Consider the following 17,189-nt stretch of genomic DNA (forward strand, 5'->3'; position numbering starts at 1 on the left):
CCAAACTCACATGAGGTGGTGTGCGTGATGTTCGACATGACATGGACCGGTCGGGTGCGCTTCGGGGCGGGCGTTTCGGCGCAGGTGGGCGAGCTGCTTCGCTCCCTGGGGGCGGAACGGGTCGTGGTGGTCACCGACGAGAACATGGAGCGCCTGGGAACGGCGGATCGGATCTGCGCCCATCTGGAGGCGGCGGAGGTGCATTCCTGCGTCTTCGCCGGGGTGGAGCCGGAACCCTCCGTGGAGACCACCGACGCGGTGGCGGAGCTGGCCCGGGAGCACGACTGCCAGGCGGTGGTCGGCCTGGGCGGGGGAAGCTGCATGGACGTGGCCAAGGCGGTGAGCATCCTCATCACCAACCAGGGCAGCGCGGCGGCCTACCAGGGGCAGGGGCTGGTGAAGGTCCCGGGAGTGCCCAAGGTCATGATTCCCACCACCGCCGGGACCGGTTCGGAGGTTACCTCCACCGCCGTGCTCAGCCGCAAGGGCGACGGCTTCAAGGGGAGCATCAGCGACGACCGGCTCCGTCCGGACTACAGCTTCCTGGACCCGGAGCTGACCTTCACCATGCCCCCGAAGGTCACCGCCTCCACGGGGATGGACGCCCTGGTGCACGCCCTGGAAGGCTACACCGGCCGACAGGCCAGCCCCTTCAGCGATCTTTTCGCCCGGGAGGCTCTGACCCGCATCGGCAAGTGGCTGCGCATCGCCACCTGGAACGGCAAGGACCTGGAGGCGCGCAGCGAGATGCTCCTGGCCTCCTTCTACGCCGGGGTCACCCTGGCCAACGCCGGGGTGGGGGCCTGCCACGCCCTGGCCTATCCCCTGGGCGGCTCCTTCGGGGTGGGGCACGGCTGCTGCAACGCCCTGATGCTCCCCTACGTGGTGCGGTACAACGTCCCCGCCCGGAGCGACCGGTACGCCCAGGCTGCGGCCTGGCTCGGCCTGGGCACCGAGGGATGGCCGGATCGGGAGGCCGCCCTGGCCTGCGCCGAGGGGCTGGAGGACCTGGTGGAGGATCTCTCCCTGCCCCGGAAGCTCTCTGCCCTCAAGGCGGGCATCGAGGAGAAGCACTTCGACGCCCTGGCGGAGGTGGCCCTGGGGATGGCCGATTTCCTGGAGAACAACCCCAGGCCCCTGGACAAGAAGGCCTGCATCGTCCTGTACAAGGAGGCGTTCTGACGCCATGCCGGGTTCCGAGCTGTTCGACCAGAGGGAGATCGACGCCGTCGCGGACGTGCTGCGTCGGCGGGTGGTGCACCGGTACTCCTACCAGGGGGTCCGGGAGGGCATCTACCGGGTGGAGGAGTTCGAACGGGCGGTGGCGGAGAAGTATGGGGCCCGGTACGCCCTTGCGGTCTCCAACGGCAGCGCCGCCCTCTACGTGGCCCTCAAGGCCATGGGCATCGGCCCGGGGGACGAGGTCGTCACCACCCCCTTCACCTTCATCGCCAGCGTGGAGGCCATCCTGGAGTGCGGCGCCGTGCCGGTGCTGGGGGAGATCGATGAGAGTCTGAACCTGGACCCCTGCTCCGCGGCGGACTGCATCACCCACCGGACCAAGGCGGTCATGCCGGTGCACATGTTCGGCGGCGCGGCGGACATGGATGCCTTCAAAACCCTCTGCGACGAGGAGGGGGTCCATCTCTTCGAGGACTCCTGTCAGGCCATGGGGGCCACCTTCCGGGGCCGGGCCTGCGGCACCCTGGGGAAGTGGGGCACCTTCAGCCTGGACCCCAACAAGATCGTCACCGTGGGGGAGGGCGGCCTGATCCTCACGGACGACGAGGACCTCTGCCGGCGCATGGAGACCTACCACGACCACGGACACCTGCACGACAAGGGCATCGACCGGGGGGCGGAGCGCAAGGCTTGCCTGGGCTTCAACTTCCGCATGAGCGAGATCCAGGGCGCCCTGGGGCTGGTGGGGTTGGACAAGCTGGACGGGGCCATCTCCCGCCTGCGGTCCACCCGGGACCGGGTTCTGGAGGCGGTGTCCGATACGGGGCTGGTCACCCGCAGGCTTCCCGACCCGACGGGGGACATTGCCACCCAGATCGTCTTCCTCCTCCCCGACGGGACCAAGGCCCGAGCCTTCCAGGCGGCCGCCAGGGAGGCGGGCTTCGGCTGCGGCATCCTGAGCGACAACACCTGGCACTACGCCCGGCACTGGGAGACCCTGCGGGAGGGAAGCACCTACAGCCGGGTGCGCTGCCCCTACGACTGTCCCCACGCGGACGACGTCCCGGCCTACCGGCCCTCCGAGTGGCCCGTCACCCACTCCATCCTGGAGCGGGCGGCGATGTTCGGCCTGGACATCCTCATGGACGACGCCAAGGTGGACCACCTGATCCGGGCGATCCGAGCCGGAGCCCAGGCGGCCCTCTAGGCGGAGTGCAGACCCGGGGAGGGCGCGGGTCGCCTCGCGTCCTCCCCCTTCCTTTGCCGAGGGGGTCCCGACCATGTCTGCCCACCCCATCCGATCCATCCTCATCCTGAGCGACGGCATCCGGGGGCACCTGACCCAGAGCCGAGGGGTGGCCCATTGGCTCGAAGGGCTTCTGGCCCCGGAGGTTTCCCGGGAAGGCCTGGTCCGGGAGCTGGAGGTCCCCTCCCTGGGGGGGATGGATTCCTGTCGGGCCAAATGGGGCCTTCGCTGCCTTCTCCAGGGGGGACGCCGCAAGGCCCGGGACTGGCTGGCCTCCGCCGGGGGTGACGGACTGGCCCGATCCACGAGCGCCTTTTTGCGGGAGCGGGGAGACGGAGGGATTCCCGCCCCGGGGGGCTCGGGCCTCCTGATCCTCTCCGCCGGAAGCCGGGCGGCCCCCTACAACCTGGCCCTGGGGGTCCTCTTCGGAGGATGCAGCGTCACCCTCATGACCCCCTCCCTCTTCGGGGTGGACCCCTTCGATTTCGCCATCGTTCCGGAACACGACCACCCTCCCCGGCGCCCCAACGTGCTGGCCACCGTGGGAGCCCCCAACGCCATCGTCCCGGAGGAGCTGTCCCGGGAGGGGGAGGCCCTCCTGGAGCGGTTTCCCCCGCAGGGGGAGCGCCGTTGGGCGGTGCTGCTGGGGGGGGACGACCGGAACTACCGCATCTCCTCCCGGTGGGTGATGAAGGAGATGGGCCTCCTGCTGCGCCGGGCGGAGGCCTATCGGGCGGACCTGTACGTCACCACCTCCCGCCGCACCAGTCCCGCCGCGGAGGCGGCGACGGAACGGCTTCTGAAGGGGCATCCCCTGGTGCGGATGCTCGTGGTGGCCTCCAAGACCCCGGAGAACCCCGTCCCGGGCATGTTGGGGGCCTGCGGGCGCACCTTCTGCACCGAGGACTCCGTCTCCATGGTCTCCGAAGCCGCCACGGCGGGACACCGGGTGACCCTGCTCCGGGTGGAGCGCACCGTGGGGTTCCGGTCCCACCTGTGCGCCTTTGCCCAGAAGGCCGCGCAGATGCGCCTCCTGAGCCCCGCCCGGGTCTTTGGACCCCCTCGGTTCGAGGGGCTCTTCGACGCCCTGAAACGGGAGGGACGTCTGGAGGAGTGGGAGCGGGTCAAGCGGGAACTTCCCCTGGCCTACGGGGCCAAGAACCGCACGGAGCGCATCCCCCTGGAGGATCCTCCCCCCCCCTCGGGGGAATTCAACGAGGCGAAGCGTGCGGCGGCCTGGCTGGTGGAGAGCCTGGCGGGGAGGGGCGAGTTTTCGGGACGGGGTGCCAGGCGGAGCCCGGCGCCGGAAGGAGAGGGGGTGCGCAGATGATCGGAGAACGCCTTTCTTCCAAGCTCCTGCGCCTCCTGGAGGCCCGGTCCGTGTCCTCCTCCCTGGCGGTGGTGGGAGACCTGGCCCTGGACCGATACCTCTGCGGCACCGTGGAGCGCATCTCCCGGGAGGCCCCCATCCCGGTGGTGGTCCAGCAAGGGGTGCACGCCAACCCGGGTTGCGCGGGCAACGGGGCCATGAACCTGGCGGGTCTGGGCTGCGCCGTGGGGGTCGCCGGGGCGGTGGGGGAGGACGGGGAGGCTCGGGAACTGGCGGAACTCTTCCACCGGAAGGGAGTCCGCTCCTTCCTCCTGCCCGCCCGGAGCAGCACCGTCCTCAAGACCCGGGTGGTCTCGGGAAGGCAGCAGATGCTGCGGGTCGACCGGGGCACCCGGGAGAGCCTGAAGGAGGAGGACCGAAGGGCCCTGACCTCCTGGTGTCGCCGTTGCTGGGACGAGGGAACGGAGGGGCTCATCCTCTCGGACTACGGCTACGGGGTCTGCGACGAGGCCCTGTGCCGGGAGCTTCTGGGAAGCCTCCCCTCGGGCGTCCCCGGGGTGGTGGACCCCCGAGGGTCGGACTGGTCCAAGTACCGGGGGGCCGCGCTGCTCACCCCCAACCTCCAGGAGCTTGCCGAGGCGGCCGGACGCCCCGTCCCCAACGAGGACCGGGCGGTGCTGGCGGCGGCGGAGGAGGCCCGGGGACGCTTCGGCCTGGGCTCCCTCCTGGTGACCCGTTCCGAGGCGGGGATGACCCTGGTGGGGGAGGAGGGGCACCTGCACGTGGAGGCGGACCGACGGGAGGTCTTCGACGTCTCCGGGGCGGGGGACACGGTGATCGCCACCGTGGCGGCCCTGCTGACCGCAGGGATCGCCCTGGAGGAGGCCGTCGGGGTGGCCAACCGGGCGGCGGGGCTGGTGGTGCAGAAGGCGGGTACCCGCCCCATCGGGATGGAGGAGCTTGCCGCTTCCTACCGAAGCGGCGAGGGAACTCGTCCCGCCAAGGAGGCGGGATGGGAGGAGGCTCGCCGCAGGGTGGAGGCCTGGAAGGCCGAGGGACTCACCGTGGCCGCCACCAACGGCTGTTTCGACGCCCTCCACGGGGGACACCTGTTCTCCCTGGGGGAGGCGAGGCGTCAGGGGGACCGGCTGGTGGTGGCGGTGAACTCCGACGCCTCCGTCCGGGGGCTCAAGGGTCCCACCCGCCCCCTGTTTCCCCTGCGGGAGCGGGTTGCCCTGCTGTCCGCCCTGGAGATGGTGGACCTGGTGGTTCCCTTCGACGAGCCCAGCCCGGAAACCCTCTACCGGAGCCTGCGTCCCCACGTGCTGGTGAAGGGGGAGGAGTACCGGGACCGGCCCCTCCCCGAGGCCGCCTGGGCGGACCGGGTGGTCTTCCTGCCCCGCATCGAGGGCCTTTCCACCACCGCCCTGGAGGAACGGATCCGGGAAACCGGAAGGACTCCCGGAAGGTGAAGTCCCCCACCGCGGGCTTCGAGAACCGCCCCCTCAGGGTCCTCTTCGTGCGCTACTCCTCCCTGGGGGACGTGGTGTTCTCCGTGGACATCGCCCGCTCCCTGGCGGAACGGTTCCCTCTGTGGGATCTCACCTGGCTGGTGGAGGCCCCCTACGCCCCCCTGGTGGCCGCCCAGTCCTTCGTCTCCCGGGTGATCCCCTGGAACCGAAGGGAGGGGCTGGGGGGCTTCCTGCGGCTGATCCGCCGGATCCGGAAGGAGAAGTTCGACCTTCTGGTGAACCTCCAGGGGGGAGACCGGGCGACCTTCCTGGCCCTGGCCTCGGGGGTCCCCCTGCGCTACGGGGACCACCGCTGGCTCCAGTGGGTCTTCCGGCAGAACCTCTACTGGGCCCTGGGGATCCTGCAGGTCTCCCTGTTCCCCCGAAGGGGGGCCTACCTGGAGGCTCCCTCCGTCCCCCTGCCGGAGGAGCTGGAGGAGACGGGACATCCCCGTATCGTGGTGGCCGTAGGGGCCAGCCATCCCCGCAAGCGCTGGCCCGAGCCCCGGCTTCGGGCCTACCTGGAGGCCCTTCGGGGGGAGGCGTCCCTCGTCCTGGTGGGGTCCGGCCCGGAGGAGAGGGGTGTGGGGGAGGCTTTGTCCCGGGCGGTGCCCGGGGTCCTGAACCTGGTGGACCGTCTCTCCCTGGAAGGATTGGTGGGCACCCTGGCCCGGGCGGACCTGGCGGTGGCGGGGGACACGGGGCCCCTGCACCTGGCCCGCGCCCTGGGGCGTCCCGTCCTGGGGCTCTGGGGCCCCACCCGCCTCTCGGAACCCTACATGGCCACCCTGGACGGGGAGGTCTCCTGCCCCTGCCCCCGAAGGGGGTGCCTGGACTGGAGCTGTACTCTCCCCTGCATGGAGACCATCCCGGTGGAAGACGTCCTGGGGGAGACCCGACGGATCCTGGGGCTTCGGGACCTCGAAGCGCCGGGGCCATGAAGGGACGGACGGGCGTTCCCGCAGGTCCCTGGAAGGTGCTGCACCTTCTCCCGGAGCTGGAGGAGGGGGGGGTGGAGCGCCACGTCCTGCGCCTGGCCCGGGAGCAGCGGTGCCGGGGCCTGGACGCGGGGGTGGCCAGCGCGGGAGGCCGCCTGGAGGCGGAACTGACGGCCTCGGGGGTCCCTCACCTTCGTCTTCCTCTTCGGCAGAAGAACCCCCTCACCGGGGCCCTCGCCGCCCTGCGCCTGGCCCGAATCTGCCGCGCCGAAGGCTGGAACCTCCTCCATGCCCATTCCCGGGTACCCGCCTGGATCGCCTGGTGGACCTCCTCCCTCTGCGGGGTGCCCTGGGTGGTCACCTGCCACGCCCCCTACTCCCTCAACGCGGGACTGGCCCCCTACCGGCACGCCCGGGGAGCCCTCTGCGTCTCCGGGACGGTGGAGCGGGCTCTGTCCCCCCGGCTCCCGGTGCTGCGCCGAGTGGTCTGGACGGGGGTGGAGCCCTCCCGGGTGCCTCGTCCCTTCTCCCGCCGTCCCGGGCCGCTCCGCTGGCTCTTCGTGGGGCGCCTCACCCGGATCAAGGGGCCTGACCTGCTCCTGGAGGCCCTGTCCTCCCTCCCCCGGGAGGGGTGGACCCTGTCCCTGGCGGGGGACGGCCCCCTGCGGGGGGAACTGGAGGCCCTCGTCCGGGAACGGAACCTGGGGGACCGGGTGGCCTTTCTGGGCTACCGGGACGACGTGGCGGCCCTGACGGCGGAGGCGGACCTGATGCTGGTCCCTTCCCGGGACGAGGGCATGGGCCTGGCGGCGGCGGAGGCGGCGGTGGCGGGGTGCCCCCTGGTCCTCTCGGACCTGCCCGCCTTCCGGGAACTCTTCGTCCCCCACCCGGGCCTGTTCGTCCCTCCCGGACGCCCGGGGGATTGGGCCCAGGCTCTGCGGCAGGCGCTGGAGGGCCCGGAGAACCTCCGGACGCCGTCCCTCCTGCGGGACCTTTCCGTGGGGCGATGGCTGGAGGAGACCGATTCGTTCTACCGGGAAATCCGAGGAGGCCACGACCATGTCCTTGTGGGATAAGCTGCGGAACCGCTTCGTCGGCTGCGGCCGGGACGGGGTGGTGCGCCACGTCAACTGGTGGGACAACCGACCCTCCTGGTTTTCCCGGTTTCTCAACCGCCGCCTGGGCCTGCCCCCGGAGGCGCGTTTCCGGTTCTACAGCGTCTTCGGCCCCAAGGAGCTGGTGTACCGCCCGGTTCGGGGAGCCAAGGTCTTCTTCAGCGGGGAGAACCTGCACCGCTTCTACCGGGAGTACGAGGACTACTGCCTGGACGAGGTGGACCTGGCCCTGGGGTTCGACGACCTCCCGAACCCCCGCTACCTGCGCTTTCCCCTGTGGATCACCCGGATCTTTCCGCCCGAGGCGACGGAGGAGGCCATCGGGGAGGAAATCCGGCGCATGAACCGGCCCCGCCCGCCCCGGGAACGGCTCTTCGCCCTCATCGCGGGGCACGACAAGTGGAACACCCGCACGCCCCTCCACGATGCCCTGTCCGCCCGGTATCCCGTGGACTGCGCCGGGCGCTGGAGGCGCAACACCCGGGAGCTTCAGGCCCGCTTCGGGGACGACAAACGGCGGTTCCTGGAGCAGTACGCCTTCAACATCTGCCCGGAGAACACCGACACCCCCCTGTACGTGACGGAGAAGCCCTTCGAGGCGATCCAGGCGGGGTGCACCCCCGTCTACTTCGGATCGGGCAACCGGCCGGAGCCGGAGGTCCTGAACCGGGAGGCCCTGGTCCTCTGGGACCCCGGGAGCCCCGGGGAGGCCCTGGAGACGATCCGTCGGGCCGTGGAGGACCCCGCCTTCGGGGAGGAGCTGCGTTCCCGCCCCTTTTTCCTGCCCAGGGCGGCGGAGGTGGTGGCGGAGAAGTTCGCCGCCCTGGAGGCCCTGCTCCGTCGGTGCGTCCCGTGACCCGGCCCCTCCTTTCCCTGGTGGTCCCGGCCTTTCAGGCCCGTTCCACCCTAGGGGACTGTCTGGACTCCCTTCTGGCGGTGGAGGAGGGGACGGAGATCCTGGTGGTGGACGACGGTTCCGAGGACGACACGGCGGTCCTGGCGGAGGCCCGGCTGGCCTCCCGGCCGGGCAGCCGGGTGCTGCGCACCCCGAACCGGGGCCCCGGAGCGGCCCGCAACCTGGGGCTTCGGGAGGCCCGGGGCCGCCACGTCCTCTTCGTGGACAGCGACGACCTAGTGCTCCCCGAGGCTCTGCAGGGGGCGCTGCGCCTTCTGGATCGGGACGGGACGGACCTGCTGGGGGCGGACTACCTCCAGACCTTCGAGGGGACGGGGAGGACGGAACGGGTGTGTCGGGGGTTTCCCCTCGGCCTGAACGGGCCGGAAGGGGCGGAACGCATGAGGCGCTGTCTGCTCTTCCGGCATTTCAAGCCTCTGGTGTGGGCGCACATCTTCCGCCGCGACCGCTTGTTGGAGGAGGGGGTCTTCTTCCTGGAGGGGCGCTTCTTCGAGGACGAGGAGTGGATGCCCCGAGCCATCCTGGCCGCCCGAACCCTCCAGGCCTTTCCCGAACCCTGGTACCTCTACCGGCGTCGGGGAGGCTCCATCAGCGCCGCAACCAGCCTGCGGAAGGTGGAGGACAAGGTCTTCGTCGCTCGGGAGATGGGCCGCCGGGGGGACGGCGTCACCCCTCCCTGGAAGGACTTCTTCCGGTACGCGGAGCAGCGGATCCTGAAATCCGCCCGTCGGGACCTGGCGACCCTGCCCCGGGAAGCGGAGGGACGGGAGGTCCTGGAGGGGGAGATCGCCCGGGCCTGGAACCCGGGGCGCTACTGGTGGGGCAAGGCGGTCCAGGCCGTCCGGGCCCGGTTTATCTGAACCGGTAGCCCGTCAGCCGCAGCTTCAGGTCCTTGCGGAGGATGTCCAGCCGGTACTTCAGCAGAGCCAACCCCCGGTCCCGCCGCTGGGCGATGAGGATGCGGGGGTAGGTGGATTCCGGGTGTTCCCGGTAGACCACGCGACGCCTCTTCCCCCCGTGGGGTTCCCACTCCTTGCCCTTGCGGAAGTAGTTGAAGTCCCCGAACTGGCTGGGGTCCCGAAAGGACGCCAGGCCGTGCTTCTTGCACAGCAGGCTGAAGAGGGACTGGTCGTGCCGGTGCTCGATGAAATCCTCCCTCTGGGGTACCGTCAGCCGGTCCGTGAGGCATAGGGGGTCCTGGGCGTAACGCAGGTATTCCTCGAAGAAGCCCCGCGCCGGTTCTCCGTTTCGCACCAGGAAGAAGCTGGCCAGAATCTGGTTGGTCTCCCGGTAGGCGGGGGTGTCGCATCCCAGGATCTCGAAGGCCTCCGCCTTGGTGTACTGTTCCTCGATGAAGGGCAGGTCGAAAGGCAGAAGCCAGAGGTCCCGCTCCAGGCAGAAGGTCTCCAGATGCCGGAGACTGCGGATGAAGAAGGCTCCGGCGTCGCAGTAGAACAGAAAGGCCCCTTCCGGGAGGAGGCGAAGGGTCCGCAGCACCAGATAGGGCTTCCAAAGCCAGTACCCCGCCCCCCGGGGCTGGGAGAGGATCTCCCGGTGCTTCGCCCGAAAGTCCTCCTCCAGGTCCGAGGGGGAGAAGGAGAACACCTGATCCGCCCCGCCGGGGGAGAGGGCGGTGCGGGTGTTGCGGCGCTGCTGTTCCAGAAAGACGCGGTCCGCATAGTTTAGGGTGCACAGCATCCCATGGCCTCCCGGGACGGAAGGGGAGTCGCCCCGTCCCTCGGGCATTCTATCAAGATCGGCGTCCTTCGTGCCGAACCGGAGCGAGAGGGCGAAAATCCGTAGTTTTACGGGCTGGAGCGTGACGGGGAGGGAGGATTCTTGTACAGTTCCGTAGGTTTGGCGTCCCCACCCTCCGCGGTAGGGGACCGAGGTCCCGATAAGAAAGGTGTGACGTTCATGCACGGCAAGGCGAAAGCGCTGTTCCTGGGATGGATGGCTCTGTGCGTTCTCGGTGCCGGGGCGGCTGGGGCGGCTCCGACCCCCACGGTGGCTCCGGCACCCACGGTGGCCGCTGTTCCCACGAAGTCCCCGGCCCCCACGAAGGCCCCGGTCCCGACGGTAGCCGCTGTCCCCACGAAGGTTCCGGCCCCCACGAAGGCCCCGGTGCCTTCGAAAGCTGCCACTCCCACGAAGGCTCCGGTGCCGACGGTAGCTGCTGTTCCCACGAAGGCTCCGGTGCCGACGGTAGCTGCTGTTCCCACGAAAGCCCCGGTCCCCACCGTTGCGCCTACCCATGTCCCTGCGGGGAGCGCGGCCCCTTCCGCGACTCCCGCGCCCATGACCGCCGGGTCGGCGGATCCGTTCGGCGCGACCCCTGCGGTCACCCCTGCTCCCACCGCAGCTCCGGCTCCCACGGCCCACTCCGGCGACGTGGCGACTCCCGTCTCTCCGGCCCCTTCCCGGACGCCTCAGCCCACGAAGGCTCCGGTGCCCACGAAGGCTCCGGTATCCAGCAAGACCCCCGCAGCGACGGGCGGTGAGCCTGCACCCCAGGAGCCCCGGGAGAACCTGCTGGTGGGAGACGACTGGCTCCGGGCCAACCTGGGCAAGGTGGTGCTCATCGACGGTCGGGCCCAGTCCCTCTACCTAAAGGGACACATCCCCGGGGCGGTGAACGCCGAGTGGACCTACTTCACCTCCCTCAAGGGACGTCCGGGGGACCGGGGCTGGGGGGATCTCCTGCCTCGGGCACAGATGGCCAAGCGCCTGGGAGCCCTGGGCATCGACGGCAAGAAACCCGTGGTGGTGTACGCCGACCGGGGCGGCTGGGGGCAGGACGGATGGATCCTCTGGATCCTGCGCTCCATGGGCCTCAAGAGCGCCAAAATCCTGGACGGGGGCTTCACGGCCTGGGTCGCCTCCGGAGGCAAGACGGACAAGTGGCCCGTGAAGCCTAAGGCCGTCTCTCTCTCCCTGCCCAAGCCTGACGACAGCTGGAACGTCTCCACCCAGTGGATCGTGGACCACATGGACCATCTGAAGATCCTGGACGTCCGCACCAAACCGGAGTTCGAAGGGGCCCGGTTCTTCCAGGAACGTCGGGGAGGACACATTCCCGGGGCCATCCACCTGCCCTTCGACCAGCTGGTGGACGGCAGCGGCAAACTGCACACCAACGAACAGCTCCGGGAGATCTTCCACGCCGCGGGGCTTCAGGAGGCCGACGACATCGTGGTCTACGACACCGCCGGGGTCCGGGGGGCCTACGCTACCCTCATGCTCCGCCTGGCGGGGTTCACCAAGGCCAGGAACTACGATTCGGGCTTCCAGGAGTGGGCGGGGAACAAGGACCTGGAGGTGGCCACGGGTTCGGGGAAATAGCCTTCGAATCTGCGGATGGGATCGCCGAGGACGCCGAGCCCCGAGAGAGGGTTCGGCGTCCTTTTTTCAGAGTGGCGATGGAAGACGGGAAGGCGGAAGGGATCCAAGACTCCGATTCGTTTTTTCCGGAAGGGAGAAGGTACAATCAGCGGGAGAAAGGCCTTGCCCCCGGGACGGAGCGAGCCGTGCGTCCCCGAAGGCGTGATGCCCGGGGGATCTGCAGGGAGAGTGCGATTTTCTGCGTCTTCCCGAACGGGAACGGGTGATCATCCGGGAGGCGGTGGAGTCCTGTTTCGGACCTCGGGCTACCGTGTCTCTGTTCGGTTCCCGGGTGGACGGACCGGGCACGGGGGGGAGACGTGGATCTCCTGGTGGAGGTCACAGAACCCCTGATCCCTGAAGAGGCCTTGTACCGCAAGCTCCGGACCGTTGCCAGGATCCAGAAAGCCCTGGAGGACCGGAAGGTCGATCTGGTGGTTACCGTGTCCCGTGGGCCGGAACCCCCCATCCTCCGGTGGATTCAGGAGAGGGCGAGGTTGTGACGTCGGCGAGGCAGCTTTGCGAACAGCCCACCGAGTCGGCACGGCGGGGGAAACAGGACCGGGATGGGACCCTTTGCGGGATTCGTGCTCTTTTTCCCCTCCCCCCGTTTCTGCCCCTTGCGCGGATGCACAAATCCGCTACAATACGGAGGAGCCTGTGGAAGTATTAGGGCTGGATTGGATCTTTGACAACCTGGACCCCGCTAGCTTGGAACTCCGCGCAGACCCCGGACGGCAAGAAAGGAGGTGCACACAACCCCCGCCAATAAGGGAGAGCGGAGCGTCAAGGCGGACCGGAACCACCACGAAGGACGGACCCACCCGCACGCCGCGAGAGAAGGAAACGAGGATGCTTGTCCCGCAGCCGCGCAGTGGACGTCCCCCGTGTGGAGAAGGCCGCACATAAAACCACACAACCAAGGGGGTTGTACTCTAATGAAGAAGACGTTTGTGATTCTGGCGGTGGCCGCTCTCGTGGCCTTCGCTGCGCCGGCCTTCGCGGCCAATCCTTTCATGGATGTCCCCATGAACCACTGGGCCTATGACGCCGTCAGCCAGCTCGCCTCCCATGGCGTGATCTCCGGCTACCCCGACGGGTCCTACAAGGGTGCCCAGCCTGCCACTCGTTACGAGATGGCTTCCATCGTCGCCCGCGCCCTCGCCAAGGTTGACCTCGACAAGGCCAGCAAGCAGGATGTGGAGATGCTGAAGAAGCTCGTCGTGGAGTTCAAGGACGAACTGGATGCCCTCGGCGTGAAGGTCGACAAGATCGACGCCCGCGTGGCGGTCCTTGAGAAGGACATGGGCGGCTGGAGCCTCTCCGGTCAGTTCCGGATGGATGCGAAGTTCGGCAACGAGAACCCCAGCTTCTACGGCAACGGCCAGAGCGACTCCGGCTATACGCTGGGCGGCAAGAACGAGTTCGACCTTAACCGGTACCGCATCTTCCTGAAGAAGCGGATCAACGAGACCACCACCTTCACCGCTCGTCTCGGCACCGGTGCCAACGACAACGGCAACTCCAAGCCTTGGGGTCAGAACCGGGGCGACCAGGTTATGGAGTGGGAGCGCTACTACATCACCACGAAGCTTCCCTACGACATCACCCTGACCGTGGGTCGTCAGAATGTGGACTGGGAAGACGAGGCTGGCCTGTACGTGGATGACGACGCCTGGATCGGCGACTTCACCTACAACGGGTTCATCTTCCAGAAGTCCTGGGGCATGGTGGACGCCACCGTTCTCGCGACCCGCAACGAGGACAACTATCTCCTCAACGTGGGCGCTCGGGATATGTACCGGTACGGTGCCCGGTTCAACTTCAACATCAACGAGCAGTTCCGGGTTGCCCTCAGTGGCCTGTGGGACAACTATGACAACCTGGACGACATGAACAGCCACACCATCTACGGCGATTTCGAGTTCAAGTTCAACCCCAGCATCGCCCTGAAGGGTGCCTACTACACGCAGAACAACGACATCAACGTGGCCGAGCGGGCTGCTTCCGGCGAGGACAGCCCCACCGCGTGGAAGGTCATCGTTGACGCGAAGCAGGATCTGCTGAAGTTCACCAGCCTGTGGCTGGAGTATGGCAAGATCGGCGAAGGTTTCCGGATGTACCAGAACAGCCCGTACGACTCTTACGGCGCTGCTGCCCTCAATAACCGGAACCTCGACCAGGACACCACGATCATCTTCGTGCGGGCCGACCAGAAGTGGAACGACAAGTGGAGCACCTTCGTGCGGTACTTCACTGCCGATTTCGACACCACCGGGATCGACGACACGAAGTTCTACACCTTCGGTGTGGGTTACCAGCTGAATCCCGCCGTGGGCTTCGAGCTCTCCTACGACAAGATCGACTACGGCGACAACAACCCGGCTGGCATGAACAGCGGCGACGACAACGTGGTCCGTCTCCGCACCGTCGTCAACTTCTAAGAAACCCTGTTTCTCCGAATCGGGAGAGAGCTTCGGCTCTCTCCCGATTTTTTTGTGCTCTGCCCCCACCGTCCTCGGAGCGACGGAGGCTGGACGCTCACGTCAAAACGTTCTAAGATACGTGATACGCATTACGCCTATGGGAGGTGGAGCCATGCATCGGCGGATGACCATCACCTTGGACGAAGAGGTTTACGAAGGGCTCTATCGTCGAGTGGGCAAGCGCAGGATGAGCCAGTTCATCGAAGACCTGGTTCGTCCCCACGTGTCGGATACGTCCATGGACGAGGGGTACCGGGCCATGGCTGCGGATCGCCGGCGGGAGTCGGAGGCCCTGGAGTGGTCTAACGCCCTGATGGGTGACCAGGACGATGAAGCGTGGTGAGGTGTGGTGGGTGGAGTTCGACCCCGCGGTGGGAAGCGAGATTCGCAAGACCCGCCCTGCGGTGATCGTGAGCAATGACTCCGCCAATCGACACCTGGCTCGTGTGGTGGTGGTTCCGCTGACCAGCAGGACGAGCCGTCTGTATCCCGGTGAGGCCCTGGTGACGGTGAGCGGAAGAAGTGCCAAGGCCATGGCCTGCCAGATCATGACGGCGGATAAGGCTAGGCTGAAGAGCCTCCTCGGTGTCCTCTCCAAAGCGGACCTGATTCTCCTGGAGGAAGCGATCCAGATTCACTTGGCCCTGCCCCGGTGATTATCCGGCCCCCGAGGGTCTGAGCCGTTCCGGATGAGAGTCCTCTTCCGGGATGCCTCATCCGACGTGGCGGGGGAACCGGATGCCATGGGGGACTCACGTCGAGGTTCTCTCCGGCCCTTCGGGATCCCCGACCCGCGGGGGATCCCTTTAACTTAACAAGAAAGCGCCTAGGAGGCTGGCTTACGCCAGCCTCCTAGGCGCTTCGAGCGTCCGGGCCGAGGGGTTCTAGCCCAAGGACAGAAGCTCCCGGTAGCGGGGGAAGGGCCAGTGCTCCCGGCCGGTGATCTGTTCCGCCCCGTCCAGGAGGTCTCGAAGGGCGGCCAGGGCGGGCAGTCCATCCGCAGTGATCCGTTCCGACTGAGTTTCCAGGTCTCCTTCCGCCTCCCGGATGAGCCCGTGGATCTCCTCCAGCCGCTCCAGGGCCAGGAGGATCTCCCCCTTGAGGCTTCCCAGACGCAGCAGGTGTCCCTGCAGGGGCTTGAGGTCCAGGGGAAGACCCGCCAGGGGGGCCAGGGCGGTCCCCTCCTCGGCGATCTGGCGGTTCAGGGCGGGGACAATGCCCTCCCAGGTCATGGCCTGGAGGATGCCCATCTCGATCTCCATGGACTTGACGTACTGTTCCAGGCGGGTCTCGTAGTAGGCTTCGATCTCCCGATCCGAGAGGATTCCCAGGTCCGCCAGGAGGGCACGGTTCTCCGGCACCAGGAAGAGGGAGAGAGCCTCCGGGGTGGTCAGGGCGATGGGCAGGTCCCGCCTCGCCGCCTCTTCGTACCACTCCGGGGCGTAGCAGTTCCCTTCGAAGCGGACCCCCCGGGTCTCCCGGACCGCCGCCTGGATGGCCTCCAGGGCGGCGTCCGCCGCGTCTGTCCCTCCTGCGGCCATGCGGGCCTCGATGCGGCTGGTCATCTGGTCCATCCCCCAGCACCACACCGCCGCCAGCACCGTGAGGGGGCCGGCGATGGACTGGGAGGCCCCGGGGGCTCGGAACTCCAGCTTGTTCCCCGTGAAGGCGATGGGGGCGGTGCGGTTGCGGTCCGTGTTGTCAGCCTTGATGGAGGGAAGCCGGTTGAGGCCCAGGTCCAGAAGGGTGCGCCCGGGGATCACCTCCGGTGCCCCCTGCTCGATCTGCTCCAGGATGCGGGTGAGCAGATCTCCCAGGTAGACGCTCATGATCACGGGAGGGGCCTCGTTGCCCCCCAGCCGCCACATGTTCCCCGGACAGGCGATGGAGGCCCGGAGCAGTCCCCCGTAACGCTGCAGCCCCAAGAGGAAGGCGCAGAGGTAGGTGAGGAACTGCACGTTCCTCCTCTGGTTGCCCGACGGGCTCAGGAGGTTGCGCCCTTCGCTGTCCATGAGGGAGAAGTTCACGTGCTTGCCGCTGCCGTTAAGTCCCGCGAAGGGCTTCTCGTGGAGCAGCAGGCGCAGGCCGTGCCGGTGGGCGAGGCGGCGCATGGTGAGCATCATGATCTGGTTCTGGTCGCAGGCCAGGTTGGCCTCGGCGTACTGGGGGGCGAACTCCAGCTGGCAGGGAGCCACTTCGTTGTGCCGGGTCTTCACCACCACCCCCAGGCGGGCCAGTTCCTGCTCCGCCTCTTCCATGTAGGCCAGGGCCCGATGGTGGATGGAGCCGAAGTAGTGGTCCTCCATCTGCTGCCCCTTGGGGGGCGCCGCGCCCTGGAGGGTGTGGCCGCAGAAGAGGATGTCCGGCCGCTGCCTCGCCCGGTCCCCGTCCAGGAGGAAGAACTCCTGTTCCGCCCCCGCCATCATGCGGATCCACTTGACCCCCCGGTTGCCGAAGAGGCGGGCGATGCGCATGGCCCGGCTTTCCACCGCCCCCAGGGCCTTCAGGAGAGGGGTCTTCATGTCCAGGGGGGTACCGTCGTAGGCGATGAACACCGAGGGGATGCAGAGGGTGCCTCCCCGGTCGGAGGACACCACGAAGGCGGGGCTGGTGGGGTCCCAGGCGGTGTACCCCCGGGCCTCGAAGGTGGACCGTACCCCTCCGGAGGGGAACGAGGAGGCATCGGGTTCGCTCTGGATCAGTTCCCCGGCGGAGAAGGCCTCCAAGGGGAGCCCTTCGGGGTCCACGGTGAGGAAGGCCATGTGTTTTTCCGCGGTCATCTCCGTGCGGGGGTGGAACCAGTGGGTGTAGTGGGTGGCTCCCCGGGAGACCGCCCATTCCTTCATGGCCGCGGCGATGACCCCGGCGCTGGATTCCTCCAGTTTCTGGGTGCCTTCGATGACCCCCATGAGCTGGTCGAACACGTCCTTGGGCAGTCGCTCCCTCATGGAGCGGCGGTCGAACAGATCCACGGCGAACTGGGATGCGGGGCGTTCCGTCGGCATGGGCCTCACCTCGTATGGTTGGGATGGCCCTTTGTAGCACAGGTGGCGACCTCATGCAAGTTTTTTGTCGCAAACTGCT

At 68.1% G+C, this 17,189-nt stretch carries 15 protein-coding genes; 13 read left to right on the forward strand and 2 right to left on the reverse strand.

What is annotated here, in order from left to right; genetic code table 11:
* Positions 1-27 precede the first annotated feature (27 nt).
* The 8 genes from APAU_RS04495 to APAU_RS04530 all read left to right on the forward strand — a co-directional run bounded on the left by APAU_RS04495 (position 28) and on the right by APAU_RS04530 (position 9,098).
* Positions 28-1,182 carry an iron-containing alcohol dehydrogenase family protein gene (locus APAU_RS04495; RefSeq protein WP_006300507.1) on the forward strand — a complete coding sequence of 385 codons (1,155 nt, stop codon included), beginning with the start codon at positions 28-30 and terminating at the stop codon, positions 1,180-1,182.
* Positions 1,183-1,186: 4 nt separating this feature from the next.
* Positions 1,187-2,389, forward strand: coding sequence for a DegT/DnrJ/EryC1/StrS family aminotransferase (locus tag APAU_RS04500; protein WP_006300508.1), 1,203 nt, complete (start codon positions 1,187-1,189; stop codon positions 2,387-2,389).
* Positions 2,390-2,462: 73 nt separating this feature from the next.
* Positions 2,463-3,758 (forward strand): mitochondrial fission ELM1 family protein, encoded by a 1,296-nt coding sequence (locus APAU_RS04505; protein WP_006300509.1) that lies wholly within the window; start codon positions 2,463-2,465, stop codon positions 3,756-3,758.
* Entirely contained in the window at positions 3,755-5,230 is a 1,476-nt protein-coding gene (locus tag APAU_RS14610; RefSeq protein ID WP_006300510.1) for a PfkB family carbohydrate kinase, read from the forward strand. The genes APAU_RS04505 and APAU_RS14610 overlap by 4 nt, the downstream gene beginning before the upstream one ends.
* Positions 5,227-6,210, forward strand: coding sequence for a glycosyltransferase family 9 protein (locus APAU_RS04515; RefSeq protein ID WP_006300511.1), 984 nt, complete (start codon positions 5,227-5,229; stop codon positions 6,208-6,210). The genes APAU_RS14610 and APAU_RS04515 overlap by 4 nt, the downstream gene beginning before the upstream one ends.
* On the forward strand, positions 6,207-7,283 hold the full coding sequence (locus APAU_RS04520) for a glycosyltransferase family 4 protein (protein ID WP_006300512.1): 1,077 nt from the start codon (positions 6,207-6,209) through the stop codon (positions 7,281-7,283). The genes APAU_RS04515 and APAU_RS04520 overlap by 4 nt, the downstream gene beginning before the upstream one ends.
* Positions 7,267-8,178 (forward strand): glycosyltransferase family 10 domain-containing protein, encoded by a 912-nt coding sequence (locus APAU_RS04525; RefSeq protein WP_006300513.1) that lies wholly within the window; start codon positions 7,267-7,269, stop codon positions 8,176-8,178. The genes APAU_RS04520 and APAU_RS04525 overlap by 17 nt, the downstream gene beginning before the upstream one ends.
* A complete protein-coding gene (locus APAU_RS04530; RefSeq protein ID WP_006300514.1) occupies positions 8,166-9,098 on the forward strand; it encodes a glycosyltransferase family 2 protein in 933 nt (310 codons plus the stop codon). The genes APAU_RS04525 and APAU_RS04530 overlap by 13 nt, the downstream gene beginning before the upstream one ends.
* On the opposite strand, the gene APAU_RS04535 is transcribed toward APAU_RS04530, so the two are convergent.
* A complete protein-coding gene (locus tag APAU_RS04535) occupies positions 9,091-9,936 on the reverse strand; it encodes a hypothetical protein (RefSeq protein WP_006300515.1) in 846 nt (281 codons plus the stop codon). The genes APAU_RS04530 and APAU_RS04535 overlap by 8 nt on opposite strands.
* A 600-nt stretch (positions 9,937-10,536) precedes the next feature.
* Here APAU_RS04535 and APAU_RS04540 point away from each other — a divergent pair.
* From APAU_RS04540 to APAU_RS04560, 5 genes are all read left to right on the forward strand, one after another.
* Positions 10,537-11,580 (forward strand): sulfurtransferase, encoded by a 1,044-nt coding sequence (locus APAU_RS04540; protein ID WP_156789431.1) that lies wholly within the window; start codon positions 10,537-10,539, stop codon positions 11,578-11,580.
* A 359-nt stretch (positions 11,581-11,939) separates the two neighbouring features.
* Complete coding sequence (locus APAU_RS13280) at positions 11,940-12,122, forward strand: hypothetical protein (protein ID WP_040344896.1); 183 nt, start codon at positions 11,940-11,942, stop codon at positions 12,120-12,122.
* A 435-nt stretch (positions 12,123-12,557) separates the two neighbouring features.
* The gene (locus APAU_RS04550; RefSeq protein ID WP_006300517.1) at positions 12,558-14,063 is read left to right on the forward strand and encodes an S-layer homology domain-containing protein; all 1,506 of its coding nucleotides are present in this window, start codon (positions 12,558-12,560) and stop codon (positions 14,061-14,063) included.
* 154 nt (positions 14,064-14,217) lie between these two features.
* Positions 14,218-14,448: a hypothetical protein gene (locus tag APAU_RS04555; protein ID WP_006300518.1), complete on the forward strand. Its 231-nt coding sequence runs from the start codon at positions 14,218-14,220 to the stop codon at positions 14,446-14,448.
* Positions 14,435-14,761, forward strand: a complete 327-nt coding sequence (locus APAU_RS04560; protein WP_006300519.1) for a type II toxin-antitoxin system PemK/MazF family toxin — start codon at positions 14,435-14,437, stop codon at positions 14,759-14,761. Before APAU_RS04555 ends, APAU_RS04560 begins: the two co-directional genes overlap by 14 nt.
* 228 nt (positions 14,762-14,989) lie before the next feature.
* On the opposite strand, the gene APAU_RS04565 is transcribed toward APAU_RS04560, so the two are convergent.
* Positions 14,990-17,110, reverse strand: coding sequence for a glutamine synthetase III family protein (locus APAU_RS04565; protein ID WP_006300520.1), 2,121 nt, complete (start codon positions 17,108-17,110; stop codon positions 14,990-14,992).
* Between the last annotated feature and the right edge of the window lie 79 nt (positions 17,111-17,189).

Source organism: Aminomonas paucivorans DSM 12260, from assembly GCF_000165795.1.
Taxonomy (GTDB): Bacteria; Synergistota; Synergistia; order Synergistales; family Synergistaceae; genus Aminomonas; species Aminomonas paucivorans.